The sequence below is a fragment of the Pseudomonas sp. IT-P44 genome (assembly GCF_949768225.1).
In the GTDB taxonomy this organism is placed as follows: domain Bacteria; phylum Pseudomonadota; class Gammaproteobacteria; order Pseudomonadales; family Pseudomonadaceae; genus Aquipseudomonas; species Aquipseudomonas migulae.
In genome coordinates this window covers 1-15,769 of the sequence record NZ_CATKQM010000040.1, presented here as the reverse complement: position 1 = coordinate 15,769, position 15,769 = coordinate 1, and the positions used below count along the sequence as shown (strand labels likewise).

The window sequence follows — 15,769 nt, the reverse complement described above, 5'->3', positions numbered from 1 at the left end:
CGTTTTACTGGCGGCCACGCCTATCAGGCCTTTGCGTTTGATCAGGTTGTATGGGTTTGCGGCAGAAGGTTGGAATTTATCAACTAAACTCTGCTTTTTCGCCGATTTTGCCGCGTTAGTCCTTCGTGAAATCGTTTCTGTGAGGTGCCACTTGCACCTCTACAAAATGTTGCGCGTGAACAAGCTGGGTCAATCGCAGTCTGTTCTGCATCGAATATTTATTTGCCGAGGCGCCCTTTGGCGCGTCGCTACCGTGAGATAGCCGTCCTCCATGTTTGGTTCCAACGACGACAAGAAAGCCCCAGCTGCGGCTGGCGAGAAGAAAAGCCTGTTCGGATGGCTGCGCAAAAAGCCGCAGGAAACCGTCGTCGAACAGCCACAGCCCATTCCTGAGCCAGTACCTGCGCCGGTAATAGATGAAGCGCCGGCGCCGGTTGTCCTGCCGATCTCCGAGCCGGTGCAGCAACCGGTGGTTGAGACGCAACCTGACGTCGTGGCTGAACAGCCGCTGACGCCTGCCGCCGAGCCATGGCTGACCTTGCCGGTAGCGGAAGAGCCGGTATCGTTGGTCGAAGACGAGCTGGCGCCGCACATTACGCCGCCGATTCCTGCGCCGAGTGCGTTTTCTCCTGCGCCCGTTCAGGTGCCAGTGATTGAGCCAGTTGTTGTGGCCGAACCTGCGCCGGTTATTCCTGAGCCTGTGATTCCAGCCTTTGTTGCGCCGGCTGCTCCAGTTGTTCAAGCACCAGTGCCTGCGCCGGTCGTTGCTCCCGTTGCCGCCGCGCCCGTCGTGCCGGTCGAAACACCCGCCGAGCCTGTGCGTACCGAAGAAACCAAAGCCGGTTTCTTCGCCCGTCTCAAGCAAGGCCTGTCCAAGACCAGCGCCAGCATCGGCGAAGGCATGGCGAGCCTGTTCCTTGGCAAGAAAATCATCGATGACGAGCTGCTCGAAGACATCGAAACCCGTCTGCTGACCGCCGACGTGGGCGTTGAAGCGACTTCGGTGATCATCCAGCGCCTGACCCAAAAGGTTGCCCGCAAAGAGCTGGCCGATGCCGATGCGCTGTACAAGTCCTTGCAGGCGGAACTGGCGGCGATGCTCAAGCCGGTCGAGCAACCCCTGAAAATCACCTCGCAGAACAAGCCGTTCGTGATCCTGGTCGTTGGCGTCAATGGCGCCGGCAAGACCACCACCATCGGCAAACTGGCGAAGAAACTCCAACTCGAAGGCAAGAAAGTCATGCTGGCGGCGGGCGACACCTTCCGCGCCGCCGCAGTCGAGCAATTGCAGGTCTGGGGCGAGCGCAACAAGATTCCGGTGATCGCCCAGCACACCGGCGCCGACTCGGCTTCGGTGATCTTTGACGCCGTGCAGGCCGCCAAGGCCCGTGGCATTGACGTGTTGATCGCCGACACCGCCGGTCGCCTGCACACCAAAGACAATTTGATGGAAGAGTTGAAGAAGGTTCGCCGGGTCATCGGCAAGCTCGACGCCGACGCGCCGCACGAAGTGCTGCTGGTGCTCGACGCCGGCACCGGGCAGAACGCGATCAACCAGGCCAAGCAATTCAACCAGACCGTCGAACTGACCGGCCTGGCGCTGACCAAGCTCGACGGCACCGCCAAGGGCGGGGTGATTTTCGCCCTGGCCAAGCAGTTCGGCCTGCCGATTCGCTACATCGGCGTCGGTGAAGGCATCGATGACTTGCGTACCTTTGAAGCAGAACCCTTTGTCCAGGCACTGTTTGCCGAGCGGGAGCGTTCATGATTCGTTTCGAACAGGTCGGTAAACGCTATCCGAACGGGCACGTCGGCTTGCATGAGCTGAGCTTTCGAGTCCGTCGGGGCGAATTCTTGTTTGTAACCGGCCATTCCGGCGCCGGTAAAAGCACCTTGTTGCGCCTGCTGCTGGCCATGGAGCGTCCGACCACCGGCAAATTGCTGCTGGCCGGTCAGGACCTCGGCACCATCAGTAATGCGCAGATTCCTTACCTGCGTCGGCAGATCGGCGTGGTGTTCCAGAACCACCAGTTGCTGTTCGATCGCACGGTGTTCAACAACGTGGCCCTGCCGTTGCAGATTCTTGGTTTGTCCAAGGCCGAAATCGCCAAGCGCGTGGATTCGGCACTGGAGCGCGTGGCGCTGTCGGACAAGACCGATCTGTACCCCGGCGACCTGTCCACCGGCCAGCAACAGCGCGTCGGTATCGCCCGCGCCATCGTTCACCGCCCGGCCTTGCTGCTGGCGGATGAACCGACCGGTAACCTCGACCCGCGCCTGGCGGCCGAGATCATGGGCGTGTTCGAAGACATCAACCGTCTGGGCACCAGCGTGCTGATTGCCAGTCACGACCTGGCCCTGATCGCCCGTATGCGTCACCGCATGCTGACTCTGCAACGCGGCCGATTGATCGGTGATGGGGAGGCTGGGGAATGAGTGCAACACGCAGCCCTAAAGTCTCCGAACGCGTGGCGCCGAAAGCCGCCGATCCGCAACCGCAGAAGAAAAAACACGACGATGACGACGGTCCGGACTTCGCCACGCTGTTCCGCGCCTGGATAGAAAGCCATCGCGCCAGTCTGCTGGACAGTCTGCGGCGCCTGGGCAAGCATCCTATCGGCAGTTTCTTCACCTGCATGGTGATGGCGGTTGCCCTGAGCTTGCCGATGGGTCTGTCACTTTTGCTAAGTAACGTCGAGCGTCTCGGCGGTTCCTGGCAGCGCGCGGCGCAGATTTCCCTGTACCTGCAACTTGAGGTCAGCCCGGCTGAAGGCGAATCGTTGCGCGATCAGATCAAAGGCATTCGGGGCGTAGCTGATGCCGAATATGTCGGTCGTGATCAGGCGCTGGAAGAGTTTCAGCAGCAGTCCGGCCTGGGCGAAGCGTTGAAGGAACTGCCGGAAAACCCGCTGCCAGGCGTGGTGCTGGTGACCCCGAACGAAGTCGACAAGCCCGCGCTTGAAGCATTACGACAAAAACTTTCCGAGCTGCCGAAGGTACAACAGGCGCAACTTGATCTAGTCTGGGTCGAGCGTCTGGCAGCCATCCTCAAGCTGGGTGACCGTTTTGTCTTCGGTCTGACCGTGCTTCTGATTTCTGCATTACTTTTGGTGATAGGCAATACCATTCGTCTTCATATTGAAAACCGCCGCACAGAGATAGAAGTGATTAAACTCGTCGGCGGCACTGACAGCTATGTGCGCAGGCCCTTTCTATATATGGGCGCGTTGTATGGCTTCGGTGCGGGGATACTTTCCTGGGGCGTATTGGCGTTTGGTCTGAACTGGCTGAACGAGGCAGTGGTTGGACTGGCCGGTTTGTATGGCAGTAATTTTGCGCTGGCCGGAGTGCCAGTTGCCGACGGTCTGTCTCTCTTGCTTGGCGCGGTGCTGTTAGGGTATATCGGTGCATGGATTGCAGTCGCACGCCACCTGAGGGAGCTTGCGCCTAAGTAGTATCATTTTGCTCGTATTGACCTTTCAGCGTTTATGGGAACTTGTCTTTTGGTTTCCGGTCAATTTTCGCAGTGCTGAACTGCACGAGTTTGTAAGACGGAGGTTTTTTCGTATGACCAATTCTTTGCAACCTGCATATGCTCTGGTCCCGGGTGCGAACCTGGAGGCCTACGTGCACACCGTGAACAGCATTCCATTGCTGACGCCGGAGCAGGAGCGTGAACTGGCCGAGAGTCTCTACTATGAGCAGGATTTGGGGGCGGCTCGGCAGATGGTGCTCGCCCACCTGCGTTTTGTCGTACATATCGCCCGTAGCTATTCCGGCTACGGTCTGGCTCAGGCTGACCTGATCCAGGAAGGTAACGTCGGCCTGATGAAGGCCGTGAAGCGCTTCAACCCGGAAATGGGTGTGCGTCTGGTTTCGTTCGCTGTGCACTGGATCAAGGCGGAAATTCACGAGTTCATCCTGCGCAACTGGCGCATTGTGAAAGTCGCGACCACCAAGGCCCAACGCAAGCTGTTCTTCAACCTGCGCAGCCAGAAGAAACGTCTGGCGTGGCTGAACAACGAGGAAGTCCATCGCGTGGCGGAAAGCCTCGGCGTAGAGCCGCGGGAAGTGCGCGAGATGGAAAGTCGACTGACCGGCCATGACATGGCCTTCGACCCGGCCGCAGAAGCGGACGACGACAGCGCTTTCCAGTCGCCGGCCAACTATCTGGAAGACCACCGGTACGACCCGGCCCGTCAACTGGAAGACGCCGACTGGAGCGACAACTCCAATCACAACCTGCACGAAGCGCTGGAAGTGCTGGACGACCGCAGCCGTGACATCCTTTATCAGCGCTGGTTGGCTGAAGAGAAAGCCACGCTGCACGACCTGGCGCAGAAGTACAACGTGTCGGCCGAGCGTATTCGTCAGCTTGAGAAAAGCGCGATGAACAAGCTCAAGCTGTCGATCGCCGCCTAAGTTGCGCGAAGGCAATAAAAAACGCCCCGATCATTGATTGGGGCGTTTTTGTTTGTATCGAGTACGCATAACCCCCTGTAGGAGCGAGGCTTGCCCGCGAAGGCGGTGTATTAGCCGCCATCTTCGTCGACTGACACACCGCCTTCGCGGGCAAGTCGGATCGCCGCCCGCTCGCTCCTACAGGATTTGCGTCAATTCATTGGGCCCAAGGTGCCCGGCGTGAATCGTTGAGCCCCAGCAGATAGCTGTCGCCACCCAACTGGCTCATTTGCTGCCGAATCCACCCGGCGCGACGTGCGACGTAATTCGTCGGGTGACTCGCGCTCCACACCCGTGGGTTAGGCAATACAGCCGCCAGATAACTGGCCTGCTGCCGGGACAGCGACTTGGCGCTCACGCCAAAGTGATGCCGAGCCGCCGCTTCCGCGCCAAACACCCCGTCATCCCACTCGACGCTGTTCAGGTACACCTCAAGAATCCGCTGCTTGGGCCAGAATACTTCGATCAGCCCGGTAAACCAGGCTTCCAGACCTTTGCGCAGCCAGCTACGGCCGGACCATAAAAACAGGTTTTTCGACACTTGCTGGCTCAAGGTGCTGGCGCCGCGAACCGAGCCACCCAGCTCGTTGTGCGCCAGGGCTGCGCGGATCGCGCCGAGGTCAAAACCCCAGTGCTCCGGGAATTTCTGATCTTCACCGGCAATCACCGCGACTTTAAGGTCGTCGGAGATTTCATCCCAGGGTTTCCAGGTGCGTTGCAGGTCGATGGGCTCGCCGTCGAACCAGGATTCGATCTTGCGCTCGACCATCAGCGTCGTGCCCGGTGGCGGTACCACGCGGAAAATCAGCACCAGCAATACGCTGCCGCCCGCGAACCAGAGCACGGCCTTTGTAAATCGTCGTAAAAATAAACGCAGCATAGAGATGGCTTGGCCGAACCCATTGAGCGGGCCATTATACAGACCCTGTTGATCGAGTCTGACTGGAGTTCTTCATGCTGCGTGGCTTTCTGATGCTGGCCGCTTTCTTCGGCTTCACCGGCGTTGCCCTTGGCGCATTCGCCGCCCATGGCTTGAAAAGCCGCCTGACGCCTGAATACCTGGCGATTTTCCACACCGGCGTCACCTACCAATTGGTGCACACCTTGGCGTTGCTGGGTGTGGCGCTGCTTGCCACGCAGATTCCGGGTCGTTTGATCACATGGGCCGGCGCCTCGTTTGCCATTGGCATCCTGCTGTTTTCCGGCAGTTTGTACCTGTTGACCCTGACCGGTATCAGCAAGCTCGGAATCATCACGCCCTTCGGTGGCCTCGCATTCCTGATCGGTTGGCTCTGTCTGGGCCTTGCCGCCTGGCGGTTGTAGGAGCGAGCGGGCGGCGATCCGACTTGCCCGCGAAGGCGTACTGTCAGTCAAAGAAGATGGTGGCTGAGACGACGTCTTCGCGGGCAAGCCTCGCTCCTACAAGGCCCACGACATGACGAATGGCTTGGGTCGCCAAGACTGATCGGGCTAGAATGCCAGCCCCTAAAAATGATGGCGGCATCCGGCATGCGCATTCAGTTGAACGGCGAATCCCTTGAACTGCCCGACGGTGAAACCGTTGCGGCCCTGCTGACCCGTCTGGAATTGACCGGACGCCGGGTAGCGGTCGAACTCAATCTGGATATCGTCCCGCGCAGCCAGCATGCGGACACCACATTGAACGACGGCGATTCCGTCGAAGTGGTACACGCCATCGGCGGCGGCTAGTCGCCCAGCCCGCAAGGGCACAGAATTCTGCAAGAACCTCACCCCTACAGAGGATTTCCCATGAGCATCGTTCGTAGCGACAAGCCCTTCGTCCTGGCCGGTCGTACTTACCAGTCGCGTTTGCTGGTAGGCACCGGCAAGTACCGCGACATGGAAGAAACCCGACTGGCCATCGAGGCCTCGGGTGCCGAGATCGTCACCTTCGCCGTGCGCCGCACCAACCTCGGCCAGACCCCGGGCGAACCGAACCTGCTCGAAGTCCTGTCGCCGGATCGCTACACCTTCCTGCCTAACACCGCCGGTTGCTTCGACGCTACCGAGGCTGTGCGCACCTGCCGCCTGGCCCGTGAGCTGCTCGGTGGCCACAACCTGGTGAAGCTGGAAGTGCTGGCGGACCAGAAAACCCTGTTCCCCAACGTGATCGAAACCCTCAAGGCCGCCGAAGTGCTGGTCAAGGAAGGCTTCGACGTGATGGTCTACACCAGCGATGACCCGATCATCGCCCGTCAACTGGCGGAAATCGGCTGCATCGCGGTCATGCCGCTGGCCGGTCTGATCGGCACGGGCCTGGGGATCTGCAACCCGTACAACCTGCAGATCATCCTCGAAGAGGCCAAGATTCCCGTGCTGGTGGATGCCGGTGTCGGTACTGCTTCCGACGCCACCATCGCCATGGAACTGGGTTGCGAAGCGGTGCTGATGAACTCGGCCATCGCCCATGCCCAGCAGCCGATCATGATGGCTGAAGCCATGAAACACGCCATCGTTGCAGGCCGCCTGGCCTACCTCGCCGGCCGCATGCCGAAAAAACTCTATGCCAGCGCCTCTTCGCCGCTGGATGGTCTGATCAAGTAAGAGCCATTGATGACTGAATCAAACGACACGCCAATCCAGACGGAAGAAGGCGACGAGCGCCAACACCGCCGCATCAAGAGTTTCGTGATGCGCGCCGGGCGCATGACCGAAGGCCAGCAAAAAGGTCTGGAGCAGGGCACGCCGCTGTTCGTGCTGCCATTGGCCGACGCGCCGGTGGACTTCGACCAGGTATTTGGTCGCTCGGCACCGCGTTCGCTGGAAATCGGTTTCGGCATGGGCCATTCGCTGCTGGAAATGGCCGCCGCTTCGCCGGAACAGGATTTCATTGGCGTGGAAGTGCACCGTCCGGGTGTGGGCGCGCTGCTCAATGGCGTGCTGACTCAGGGCCTGACCAACCTGCGGGTCTACGATTGCGACGCGATCGAAGTGCTCAACCGTTGCGTGGCCGACAACAGCCTCGATCGCCTGATGCTGTTTTTCCCGGACCCATGGCACAAGAGCCGCCACCACAAGCGCCGTATCGTTCAGGCGTCGTTCGCTGAACTGGTGCGCAGCAAGTTGAAGGTCGGCGGTATTCTGCACATGGCCACCGACTGGGAACCGTACGCTGAATACATGCTGGAAGTGATGAACGTTGCGCCGGGTTACCGCAACCTGGCCGAAGACGGCAAGTGCGTGCCACGCCCGGCCGAGCGTCCGATCACCAAGTTCGAACGCCGTGGCGAACGACTTGGGCATGGCGTGTGGGATCTGAAGTTCGAAAAGCAGTCCTAAGCCCTACGCTATAAACCTGTAGGAGCGAGGCTTGCCCGCGAAGGGGCCGTGTCAGTCACCATCACCATTGACTGACACGGCCCCTTCGCGGGCAAGCCTCGCTCCTACAGGTTTTTTTGTGTCCGGAAATCAGCGGCGGTCGGCGACTACGCCGATGAGCACCAGGACCACCAACAATACCGGCGCCAGGCTGTAGTTGTTGAACTGGCTCAAACCACGAACGATCCACGGTGTGGCGTAGATCAGCGCGGCACCGCTGCCGATCATGCACACCAGCGCGAGCAACGGGACGCGCAAAGCGCCGGCGATGCTGCCAAGGCGTTGATCGATCCAGGCTTTGATGTCCGCGCCGAACAGCACCAGCAAACAGCCCACCAGCGCCAGAGAGATTTCCGACAGGTTACTGCGGCTCCAGCGGGAGACGGTGGCAAGCAGGTCGAGTATCAAATCCATTCGTTTTCCCTTACGGCTGAAATCAGCTCAGAAATGTTTGCAGCAAGTCATTGAGGAACAATTGCCCGCGCTCGGTGGCCGCCAGGCGTGACGGTTCGACCTGCAACAGGCCGCTTTGTTCGGCTTCGCGGCGGCCTTCGGCGAGGCTTTCCAGGCTCAGTCCGGTGCGCTCTGGATAAAGCCGCGATTCCACGCCATCAGTCAGGCGCAAAGCGTTCATCAGGAAATCGAACGGCAGTTCATCGTTGGTCAGCGCTTTCTCGCCAGCCTTGAAGCTTTTCGCCGGGTTCAGGTAATCCTTCGGCAGGCGCGTCTTCCAGGTGCGCACGATGCGCCCGTCCGGATGACTGAGCTTGCCGTGGGCGCCGGCGCCGATGCCGATGAAGTCGCCGAAGCTCCAGTAATTGAGGTTATGCCGCGCCGGACGACCGGGCAGGGCATACGCCGAGACTTCGTATTGTGCGTAGCCGTGTTCGGCGAGCAGCGCCTGGCCGGCCTCTTGAATGTCCCACAGCGTGTCGTCTTCCGGCAGCACAGGCGGCTGGTTCCAGAACACCGTGTTCGGCTCCAGCGTCAGCTGATACCAGGACAAGTGGGTCGGCTTCAGGGCGATGGCCTGGCGCAGATCGCTCAAGGCGTCGTCCAGCGACTGATCGGGCAAACCGTGCATCAAGTCCAGGTTGAAGTTATCGAACCCGGCCTGGCGCGCCATGCCGGCGGCACGCACCGCTTCATCGCCGTTGTGAATCCGCCCCAGAGCCTTGAGTTTCTCTTCCTGAAAGCTCTGGATGCCGATCGATAGCCGATTGATGCCCAGCGCGCGGTAGGCGACGAACTTCTCTTGCTCGAACGTGCCCGGATTGGCCTCCAGGGTGATTTCAATGTCACTGGCAAACGGAATCCGTTGCTCGACGCCTTTGAGCAAACGGCCCAAGGCTTCGGCGCTGAACAGGCTCGGCGTGCCACCACCAAAGAAGATCGAACTCAACTCGCGGCCGTAGACCGCGTGCAGATCCTGATCGAGGTCCGCCAGCAAGGCGTCGACGTACTCTTCTTCCGGCAGCACGGGGCTTGCGGTGTGGGAGTTGAAGTCGCAATAAGGGCATTTGCGCACACACCACGGGATGTGGATGTACAGCGCCAAGGGCGGCAGCACGGGGAGCGCAGCCCGAGGCGATTGTGCGTCACCGCCGTAGATCAGCGGTGGCGCGGATGATTCACGGGTCATTTCAAGCCCAGACGCTGGCGCAGCAGATCCATTGCACGGGCGCGGTGGCTGATGAGGTTCTTGTCGCTCGGGCTCAGCTCGGCGCTGGAGCAATCGCGCTCTGGCACCCAGAACAGCGGATCGTAACCGAAACCGTGCTCGCCACTGGCTTGGGTCAGGATGCGCCCATGCCACAGCCCTTCGCAGAGGATCGGCAGCGGATCATCAGCGTGGCGCACCAGCGCCAGCACGCAGACGAACTGCGCGCCGCGCTCGGCTTGCGGCACGTCCTTCAAGGCGTCGAGCAATTTGGCGTTGTTCGCCGCATCGCCTTTACCGTCAGCGTAACGAGCCGAATAGATGCCCGGTGCGCCACCGAGGAAATCCACCGCCAGCCCGGAATCGTCGGCCAGCGCCGGCAGGCCGGAAATGCGCGCGGCATTGCGGGCCTTGAGAATGGCGTTCTCGACAAACGACAGACCGGTTTCTTCAGGCTCGACGCTGCTGAACTCGCCGATCGAGCGCAGATGCACCGAGTCGCCGAGCATGGCCTGGAGTTCCTTGAGTTTGCCGGCGTTGTGGCTGGCCAGTACGAGTTGCGTGAAATTCATCATTGGCCGGGGAAAAGCTCTTGTTGGAAACTGATGGTGTTGGTTTTGTCGCCGGTCTGCACTTTGATATCGAAGGTGCGGACTTCCTGCTGATCGACCGGGTATTGCGCGATGTAGTAGATCGCGCCTTGTTCGGTGATCTGCTTGAAGTTCAACGGCACACTTTGGCTGGTGAGGTCTTTGACCGTGCCGCTGACGTTAGAGACCAGCGGTTTGCCATCCTTGATCACTGAGACGTTGATCACGCCCTGGTTCTTGCTGCGGATCAGCTCGGCCGATTTGGCGATGTCCGGTGTCAGGAACGTGGAGTTGAAGGTGTTGTAATGCACCGTCACGTCACCGAAGGTTTCCTTGCGCTCGCCCTTGATGACGTCGGCGGCCATGGCGGTAACGCTCAGGCAGGCAGTGAGTAGAAATAACGCTAGACGACCCATGATCGTTCTCCTTGAAATAGGGTGGTTCAGACCGCGACCTTGTGATCCTGCAGTCCTGGACTGCTGACGCGGTAAATACCGATCTCACCTAACAGATTAGGCCATAGCTTACTGGCCCACCCGTGCCGATGCTGTTGATCCACGGCAAGCCGATCAATGACCTTGGCTTCACGTTCGCGGCAAAGTGCTTCAAAGTCTTCGAAAGTGCAAAAGTGGATGTTCGGCGTGTTGTACCAGGTGTACGGCAGAAACTCGGACACCGGCATCCGGCCCTTGCTCGCCAGGTACCAGCGGCAGCGCCAGTGACCGAAGTTGGGGAAGGTGATGATGCATTGGCGACCGACCCGCAGCATTTCGTCGAGGATCTTGTCCGGGTAGTGCACGGCTTGCAGCGCCTGGGTCATGACCACGACGTCGAAACTGTTGCTGGCAAAGTTGCCCAGGCCCTTGTCCAGGTCCTGCTCGATCACGTTGATGCCCTTGGCCACGCACTCGGCGATGTTGTCCGCGTCGTTTTCCAGGCCGTAGCCGGTGACTTGCTTGTTGTCGCGCAGCCACGTCAGCAGCTCGCCGTCACCGCAACCGAGGTCGAGCACGCGGCTGCCGGCGGGGATCCATTCCTGGATGATTTCCAGATCAGCTCTCATGGCTTTCTCACAACGTAATGCGGTTCATGTAATTGCCGAATGCCTGCAGATAGCGCGGGATCGGAATCAGGAAGGCGTCGTGGCCTTGCGGAGCGTCGATCTCGAGGTAGCAGACGTCTTTCTTGGCCGCCATCAGCGCATCCACCAGTTCCCGCGAGCGGGCCGGGGAGAAGCGCCAGTCGGTGGTGAAGGACATCACGCAGAACTTGGCCGAAGCGCCGGCGAAGGTTTTCGCCAGGTCATCGTCGAAGTTTGCCGCCGGGTCGAAGTAGTCCAGCGCCTTGGTCATCAGCAGGTAAGTGTTGGCATCGAAACGCCCGGAGAACTCTTCGCCCTGATAACGCAGGTAGCTTTCAACCTGGAACTCGACGCTGTGGAAGTCGTAGTTGAGCTTTTCGCTCTTCAGGCCGCGGCCGAATTTTTCGCCCATCGAGTCATCGGACAGATAAGTGATGTGCCCGACCATCCGCGCCAGCATCAAGCCGCGCTTGGGGATCACGCCCGCTTCCTGGAACGAACCGCCGTGGAATTCGGGGTCGGTGAGGATTGCCTGGCGCGCTACTTCGTTGAAGGCGATGTTTTGTGCCGACAGTTTCGGTGCCGAGGCAATGGCCAGGCAGTGACGAATGCGATCCGGGTAGGTGATGCTCCATTGCATCGCCTGCATGCCGCCGAGGCTGCCACCAATCACGGCGGCCCATTGGCTGATGCCGATCCGGTCGGCCAGGCGCGCCTGGCTGTGCACCCAGTCTTCCACGGTCAGCACCGGGAAATCGGCGCCGAACGGCTTGCCGGTTTCCGGGTTGACGCTGCTCGGGCCCGTGGAGCCGTTGCAACCGCCGAGGTTGTTCAGGCTGACCACGAAGAACTTGTTGGTGTCGATCGGCTTGCCGGGGCCGATGCAGCTGTCCCACCAACCGGGTTTGCGGTCGTCGGGGCTGTGGAAGCCGGCGGCGTGATGGTGACCGGACAAGGCGTGACAGATCAGCACGGCGTTGCTCGCCGTGGCGTTCAGCGTGCCGTAGGTTTCGTAAATCAGGTCATACGCTGGGAGCGAACGGCCACAGGCCAGGGCCAGGGGTTCACTGAAGTGCGCCACTTGCGGCGTCACCAGACCAACAGAATCGGCGGGAAAGGCAGTTGGCATCGACCCTGCTCTCGTTGAAATGAGGCGTAAGTCTAAAGACCGGTGGGGTTAGCGGCAAGCAAAGGCCGGGCCTGATTTCATTCAGTTGAACCGAGGCGCTACATTCGCGGGCAAGCCTCGCTCCTACAGGTAATGTGTCGTTCGCCAATATCGCGATCGACTCTAAATCTGTAGGAGCGAGGCTTGCCCGCGAAGAACGATGACGCGGTATCAGATCAAACCGAGCAGCCCCTGCGGCATCAGGGCAAAGTACGCCAGCCGCGGAATCAGCCAGCTTTGCAGCAACTGGATCACGATAAACGCGAAGATCGGCGAGATATCGAGGCCGCCCAGGTTCGGAATGATCCGGCGGAACGGGGCCAGTACCGGTTCAGTAATCTGCGCGACCAGCTCGGCGCCCGGATTGTGGCTACCCGGCGCGACCCAGGACAGAATCACGCTGATGATCATCGCGTAGAACAGGATGTTCAAAAACAGCGAGAACAGCGCAATCAGCGCCCACGGCACCAGCAGCACCCAATCGACCATGAAGCCTTTGAGCGACACGATGACCGCGATCAGCAGCATCTGCACGATCAGCGCCAGCACCAGCGAGGACATGTCCAGCCCGAACATGCTCGGGATGACCCGGCGCAGCGGCTTGAGCAGCGGCTGGGTGGCCTTGACGATGAACTGGCAGAGCGGGTTGTAGAAGTTCGCCCGGACCAGTTGCAGGATGAAGCGCAACAGCACAATCAGCAGATACAGGCTGCCCAGGGTCTTGATGATGAAAATGGCAGCGTCGTTGAGTCCTAGCATCATTTATTCCTTTGTAAGGGCTGATTAGCGACCGAGCTGCTCAGCCATCTCGGCCGAGCGGTGCGCAGCGGCGCCGAGTGCTTTTTCTACCAGCGCTTCGAAGCCGCCAGCCTGGAACGATTTGATTGCAGCTTCTGTGGTGCCCGCCGGCGATGTCACACGGCGACGCAGTTCAGCCGCGTCGACATCGCTGGCAACCGCCATGTGTGCGGCGCCCAAGGCAGTTTGCAGGGTCAGTTGGGCAGCGATGTCCGCCGGCAGGCCGAGCTTCACGCCGGCGGCGGTCATGGCTTCGATCAACAGGAAGAAGTACGCAGGGCCCGAGCCGGAGACGGCGGTGACGGCGTCCAGTTGCTGCTCTTCATCCAGCCACAAGGCGATGCCCACGGCCGACAGCAGTTCTTGCGCCTGTTGGCGCTGTTCTGCGGTGACTTCGGCGGTGGCGAACAAACCGCTCACGCCCTGACGCAGCAGCGCCGGGGTATTGGGCATGCAGCGCACGATCGGTTGTGCGCCGAGCCAGTTGTTCATGCTGGCGCAGGTGATGCCGGCGGCGATGGATACCACCAGTTGATCCGGTTTCAAGCTCGGGCGAATCGCTTCGCACACGGCTTTCATCGCTTGCGGTTTGACCGCCAGAACGACCACATCGGCGCCTTGAATGGCCTCGACGTTGTCAGCGAATACTTCGATGCCGTGTTCGGCGTTCACTTTGGCACGGGTTTCTGCGCCCGGATCGCTGGCGCGGATCTGCGCGGCGTCCAGACCTTTGGCGCGCAGGCCGCCGATCAGGCTGGCGGCCATGTTGCCGGCACCGATAAAGGCAATACGAGTCTTGCTCATGTCAGGTCCTTATAAATAGAAGAGTCGGCCATGGGTTCAAGGCTGACCGTAGTCGCGGGCGCCAAACAGGGCCGTACCGATGCGGACCCAAGTGGCGCCTTGGGCGATGGCCGACTCAAGGTCGTGGCTCATGCCCATGGAAAGTGTGTCGAGCGGCAGGTTCAGGCTGGCTTGCAGGCTTTGCACGGCAGCAAAAGCGGCGTCCTGGGCGGCGCGATCTTCCGTCGGTTCGGGAATCGCCATCAGCCCGCGCAGCTTGATGCGCGGCAGTTCGCTGATGGCGTTGGCCAGGGCCGGCAGGTCGGCCGGGGTGCAACCGGATTTGCTGGCCTCACCGCTGACATTGACCTGGATGCAGATGTTCAGTGGCGGCAGATCGGCAGGGCGTTGTTCGGACAGGCGTTGTGCGATTTTCAAGCGATCCACGGAATGCACCCAAGCGAAGTGCTCGGCGATAGCGCGAGTCTTGTTCGATTGAATGGGGCCGATGAAGTGCCAGATCAAGGGCAGGTCGGCCAATTCGAGCTGTTTGCCCAGGGCTTCCTGCAGGTAGTTCTCGCCAAAGTCGCGCAGGCCGGCGGCATGTGCTTCGCGCAGGGCCTCGGCGGGCTTGGTCTTGCTCACGGCCAGGAGCTGAACGCTGTGTTCGTCACGGTGGGCGGCGAGGGCTGCAGCCCGGATGCGTGAACTAACCAGTTCAATGTTGTCTGCTATCGTGGACATTCAAGAGGCGCCAGCGGGTCTGAGGTTGGCGGCATTCTACTGGAATTGAGGAGTGCTATGGATATCACTGAGCTGCTGGCGTTCAGCGCCAAACAAGGAGCGTCCGACTTGCACCTGTCGGCAGGCCTGCCACCGATGATTCGCGTCGACGGCGATGTGCGGCGCATCAATCTGCCAGCCCTGGATCACAAGGAAGTTCAGGAACTGGTCTACGACATCATGAACGACACCCAGCGTGTGGATTTCGAGAAACACCTGGAAACCGACTTTTCCTTTGAGGTGCCCGGCGTTGCGCGTTTCCGGGTCAATGCGTTCAACCAGAGCCGTGGCGCCGGCGCGGTGTTCCGGACCATTCCGTCGAAGGTCCTGAGCATGGATGACCTCGGGATGGGGGAAGTGTTTCGCAAGATTACCGACTCCCCCCGTGGCCTGGTGCTGGTCACCGGCCCGACCGGTTCCGGCAAGTCCACCACTCTGGCGGCGATGATCGACTACCTGAACAACCATCGTCATCACCACATCCTGACCATTGAAGACCCGATCGAATTCGTCCACGAATCGCGTAAATGCCTGATCAATCAGCGCGAAGTCCATCGCGATACCCGCAGCTTCGCCACAGCCTTGCGCTCGGCGTTGCGGGAAGACCCGGACGTGATTCTGGTGGGTGAGATGCGTGATCTGGAGACTATTCGCCTGGCGCTGACGGCTGCCGAGACTGGCCATCTGGTGTTTGGCACGTTGCACACCTCGTCGGCGGCAAAAACCATCGACCGGGTGGTGGACGTGTTTCCGGGGGATGAGAAGGCAATGGTGCGTTCGATGCTGTCCGAGTCGCTGCTGGCGGTGGTATCGCAGACGCTGGTGAAGAAGATCGGTGGTGGGCGGATCGCGGCGCACGAAATCATGCTGGGAACGTCGGCGATCCGTAACCTGATCCGCGAGGACAAGGTGGCGCAGATGTACTCGTCGATTCAGACCGGCGGGAATCTGGGGATGCAGACGCTGGATATGTGCTTGAAGGAGTTGGTGACCAAGGGCTTGATCAGCCGCGAGCATGCGCGGGATAAGGCGCGGTCGCCGGATAACTTCTGAGGGGATTTGTAGCGCTTTCATAGGCCCCTTCGCGAGCAAGCCCGCTCCCACCT

19 protein-coding genes are annotated in these 15,769 nt (G+C 60.4%); 9 read left to right on the top strand and 10 right to left on the bottom strand.

What is annotated here, in order from left to right:
- The first annotated feature begins 271 nt into the window (after positions 1–271).
- The 4 genes from ftsY to rpoH all read left to right on the top strand — a co-directional run bounded on the left by ftsY (position 272) and on the right by rpoH (position 4,422).
- On the top strand, positions 272–1,768 hold the full coding sequence (ftsY, locus tag ACM6IO_RS20640; RefSeq protein ID WP_414912128.1) for a signal recognition particle-docking protein FtsY: 1,497 nt from the start codon (positions 272–274) through the stop codon (positions 1,766–1,768).
- Positions 1,765–2,436 carry a cell division ATP-binding protein FtsE gene (gene ftsE / locus ACM6IO_RS20635; RefSeq protein WP_008026149.1) on the top strand — a complete coding sequence of 224 codons (672 nt, stop codon included), beginning with the start codon at positions 1,765–1,767 and terminating at the stop codon, positions 2,434–2,436. Before ftsY ends, ftsE begins: the two co-directional genes overlap by 4 nt.
- Positions 2,433–3,455 (top strand): permease-like cell division protein FtsX, encoded by a 1,023-nt coding sequence (gene ftsX, locus ACM6IO_RS20630; protein ID WP_008026150.1) that lies wholly within the window; start codon positions 2,433–2,435, stop codon positions 3,453–3,455. The genes ftsE and ftsX overlap by 4 nt, the downstream gene beginning before the upstream one ends.
- 112 nt (positions 3,456–3,567) lie before the next feature.
- A complete protein-coding gene (rpoH, locus tag ACM6IO_RS20625; RefSeq protein ID WP_007897890.1) occupies positions 3,568–4,422 on the top strand; it encodes an RNA polymerase sigma factor RpoH in 855 nt (284 codons plus the stop codon).
- Between the two features lie 196 nt (positions 4,423–4,618).
- Here rpoH and mtgA read toward each other — a convergent pair whose 3' ends face one another.
- Complete coding sequence (gene mtgA / locus ACM6IO_RS20620; protein WP_008026152.1) at positions 4,619–5,341, bottom strand: monofunctional biosynthetic peptidoglycan transglycosylase; 723 nt, start codon at positions 5,339–5,341, stop codon at positions 4,619–4,621.
- A 74-nt stretch (positions 5,342–5,415) separates the two neighbouring features.
- Between mtgA and ACM6IO_RS20615 the strand changes: the two genes are divergently transcribed.
- The 4 genes from ACM6IO_RS20615 to trmB all read left to right on the top strand — a co-directional run bounded on the left by ACM6IO_RS20615 (position 5,416) and on the right by trmB (position 7,761).
- Positions 5,416–5,784, top strand: a complete 369-nt coding sequence (locus tag ACM6IO_RS20615; RefSeq protein ID WP_414912127.1) for a DUF423 domain-containing protein — start codon at positions 5,416–5,418, stop codon at positions 5,782–5,784.
- A gap of 186 nt (positions 5,785–5,970) precedes the next feature.
- Positions 5,971–6,171, top strand: coding sequence for a sulfur carrier protein ThiS (gene thiS / locus ACM6IO_RS20610; protein WP_008026157.1), 201 nt, complete (start codon positions 5,971–5,973; stop codon positions 6,169–6,171).
- A gap of 60 nt (positions 6,172–6,231) precedes the next feature.
- Complete coding sequence (locus ACM6IO_RS20605; RefSeq protein WP_008036703.1) at positions 6,232–7,026, top strand: thiazole synthase; 795 nt, start codon at positions 6,232–6,234, stop codon at positions 7,024–7,026.
- Between the two features lie 9 nt (positions 7,027–7,035).
- Positions 7,036–7,761 carry a tRNA (guanosine(46)-N7)-methyltransferase TrmB gene (gene trmB / locus ACM6IO_RS20600; protein WP_008026161.1) on the top strand — a complete coding sequence of 242 codons (726 nt, stop codon included), beginning with the start codon at positions 7,036–7,038 and terminating at the stop codon, positions 7,759–7,761.
- 129 nt (positions 7,762–7,890) lie between these two features.
- Here trmB and ACM6IO_RS20595 read toward each other — a convergent pair whose 3' ends face one another.
- The 9 genes from ACM6IO_RS20595 to ACM6IO_RS20555 form a co-directional block, all read right to left on the bottom strand.
- On the bottom strand, positions 7,891–8,214 hold the full coding sequence (locus ACM6IO_RS20595) for a DUF3392 domain-containing protein (RefSeq protein WP_008026163.1): 324 nt from the start codon (positions 8,212–8,214) through the stop codon (positions 7,891–7,893).
- A gap of 22 nt (positions 8,215–8,236) precedes the next feature.
- A complete protein-coding gene (gene hemW / locus ACM6IO_RS20590; RefSeq protein ID WP_008036696.1) occupies positions 8,237–9,442 on the bottom strand; it encodes a radical SAM family heme chaperone HemW in 1,206 nt (401 codons plus the stop codon).
- A complete protein-coding gene (rdgB, locus tag ACM6IO_RS20585) occupies positions 9,439–10,035 on the bottom strand; it encodes an RdgB/HAM1 family non-canonical purine NTP pyrophosphatase (RefSeq protein ID WP_008036695.1) in 597 nt (198 codons plus the stop codon). Before rdgB ends, hemW begins: the two co-directional genes overlap by 4 nt.
- Positions 10,032–10,466 (bottom strand): DUF4426 domain-containing protein, encoded by a 435-nt coding sequence (locus ACM6IO_RS20580; protein ID WP_414912126.1) that lies wholly within the window; start codon positions 10,464–10,466, stop codon positions 10,032–10,034. The genes rdgB and ACM6IO_RS20580 overlap by 4 nt, the downstream gene beginning before the upstream one ends.
- Before the next feature lie 26 nt (positions 10,467–10,492).
- Complete coding sequence (gene metW / locus ACM6IO_RS20575; protein ID WP_008036692.1) at positions 10,493–11,113, bottom strand: methionine biosynthesis protein MetW; 621 nt, start codon at positions 11,111–11,113, stop codon at positions 10,493–10,495.
- A 7-nt stretch (positions 11,114–11,120) separates the two neighbouring features.
- The gene (gene metX, locus ACM6IO_RS20570; protein ID WP_008036684.1) at positions 11,121–12,260 is read right to left on the bottom strand and encodes a homoserine O-succinyltransferase MetX; all 1,140 of its coding nucleotides are present in this window, start codon (positions 12,258–12,260) and stop codon (positions 11,121–11,123) included.
- 210 nt (positions 12,261–12,470) lie between these two features.
- On the bottom strand, positions 12,471–13,058 hold the full coding sequence (locus ACM6IO_RS20565) for a YggT family protein (protein ID WP_008026173.1): 588 nt from the start codon (positions 13,056–13,058) through the stop codon (positions 12,471–12,473).
- A gap of 24 nt (positions 13,059–13,082) precedes the next feature.
- Positions 13,083–13,901, bottom strand: a complete 819-nt coding sequence (proC, locus tag ACM6IO_RS20560) for a pyrroline-5-carboxylate reductase (RefSeq protein WP_414912125.1) — start codon at positions 13,899–13,901, stop codon at positions 13,083–13,085.
- A 36-nt stretch (positions 13,902–13,937) separates the two neighbouring features.
- Positions 13,938–14,624 carry a YggS family pyridoxal phosphate-dependent enzyme gene (locus tag ACM6IO_RS20555; protein ID WP_008036679.1) on the bottom strand — a complete coding sequence of 229 codons (687 nt, stop codon included), beginning with the start codon at positions 14,622–14,624 and terminating at the stop codon, positions 13,938–13,940.
- A gap of 57 nt (positions 14,625–14,681) precedes the next feature.
- On the opposite strand from ACM6IO_RS20555, the gene ACM6IO_RS20550 reads away from it, so the two are divergent.
- A complete protein-coding gene (locus tag ACM6IO_RS20550) occupies positions 14,682–15,716 on the top strand; it encodes a type IV pilus twitching motility protein PilT (RefSeq protein ID WP_414912124.1) in 1,035 nt (344 codons plus the stop codon).
- Positions 15,717–15,769: the final 53 nt, after the last annotated feature.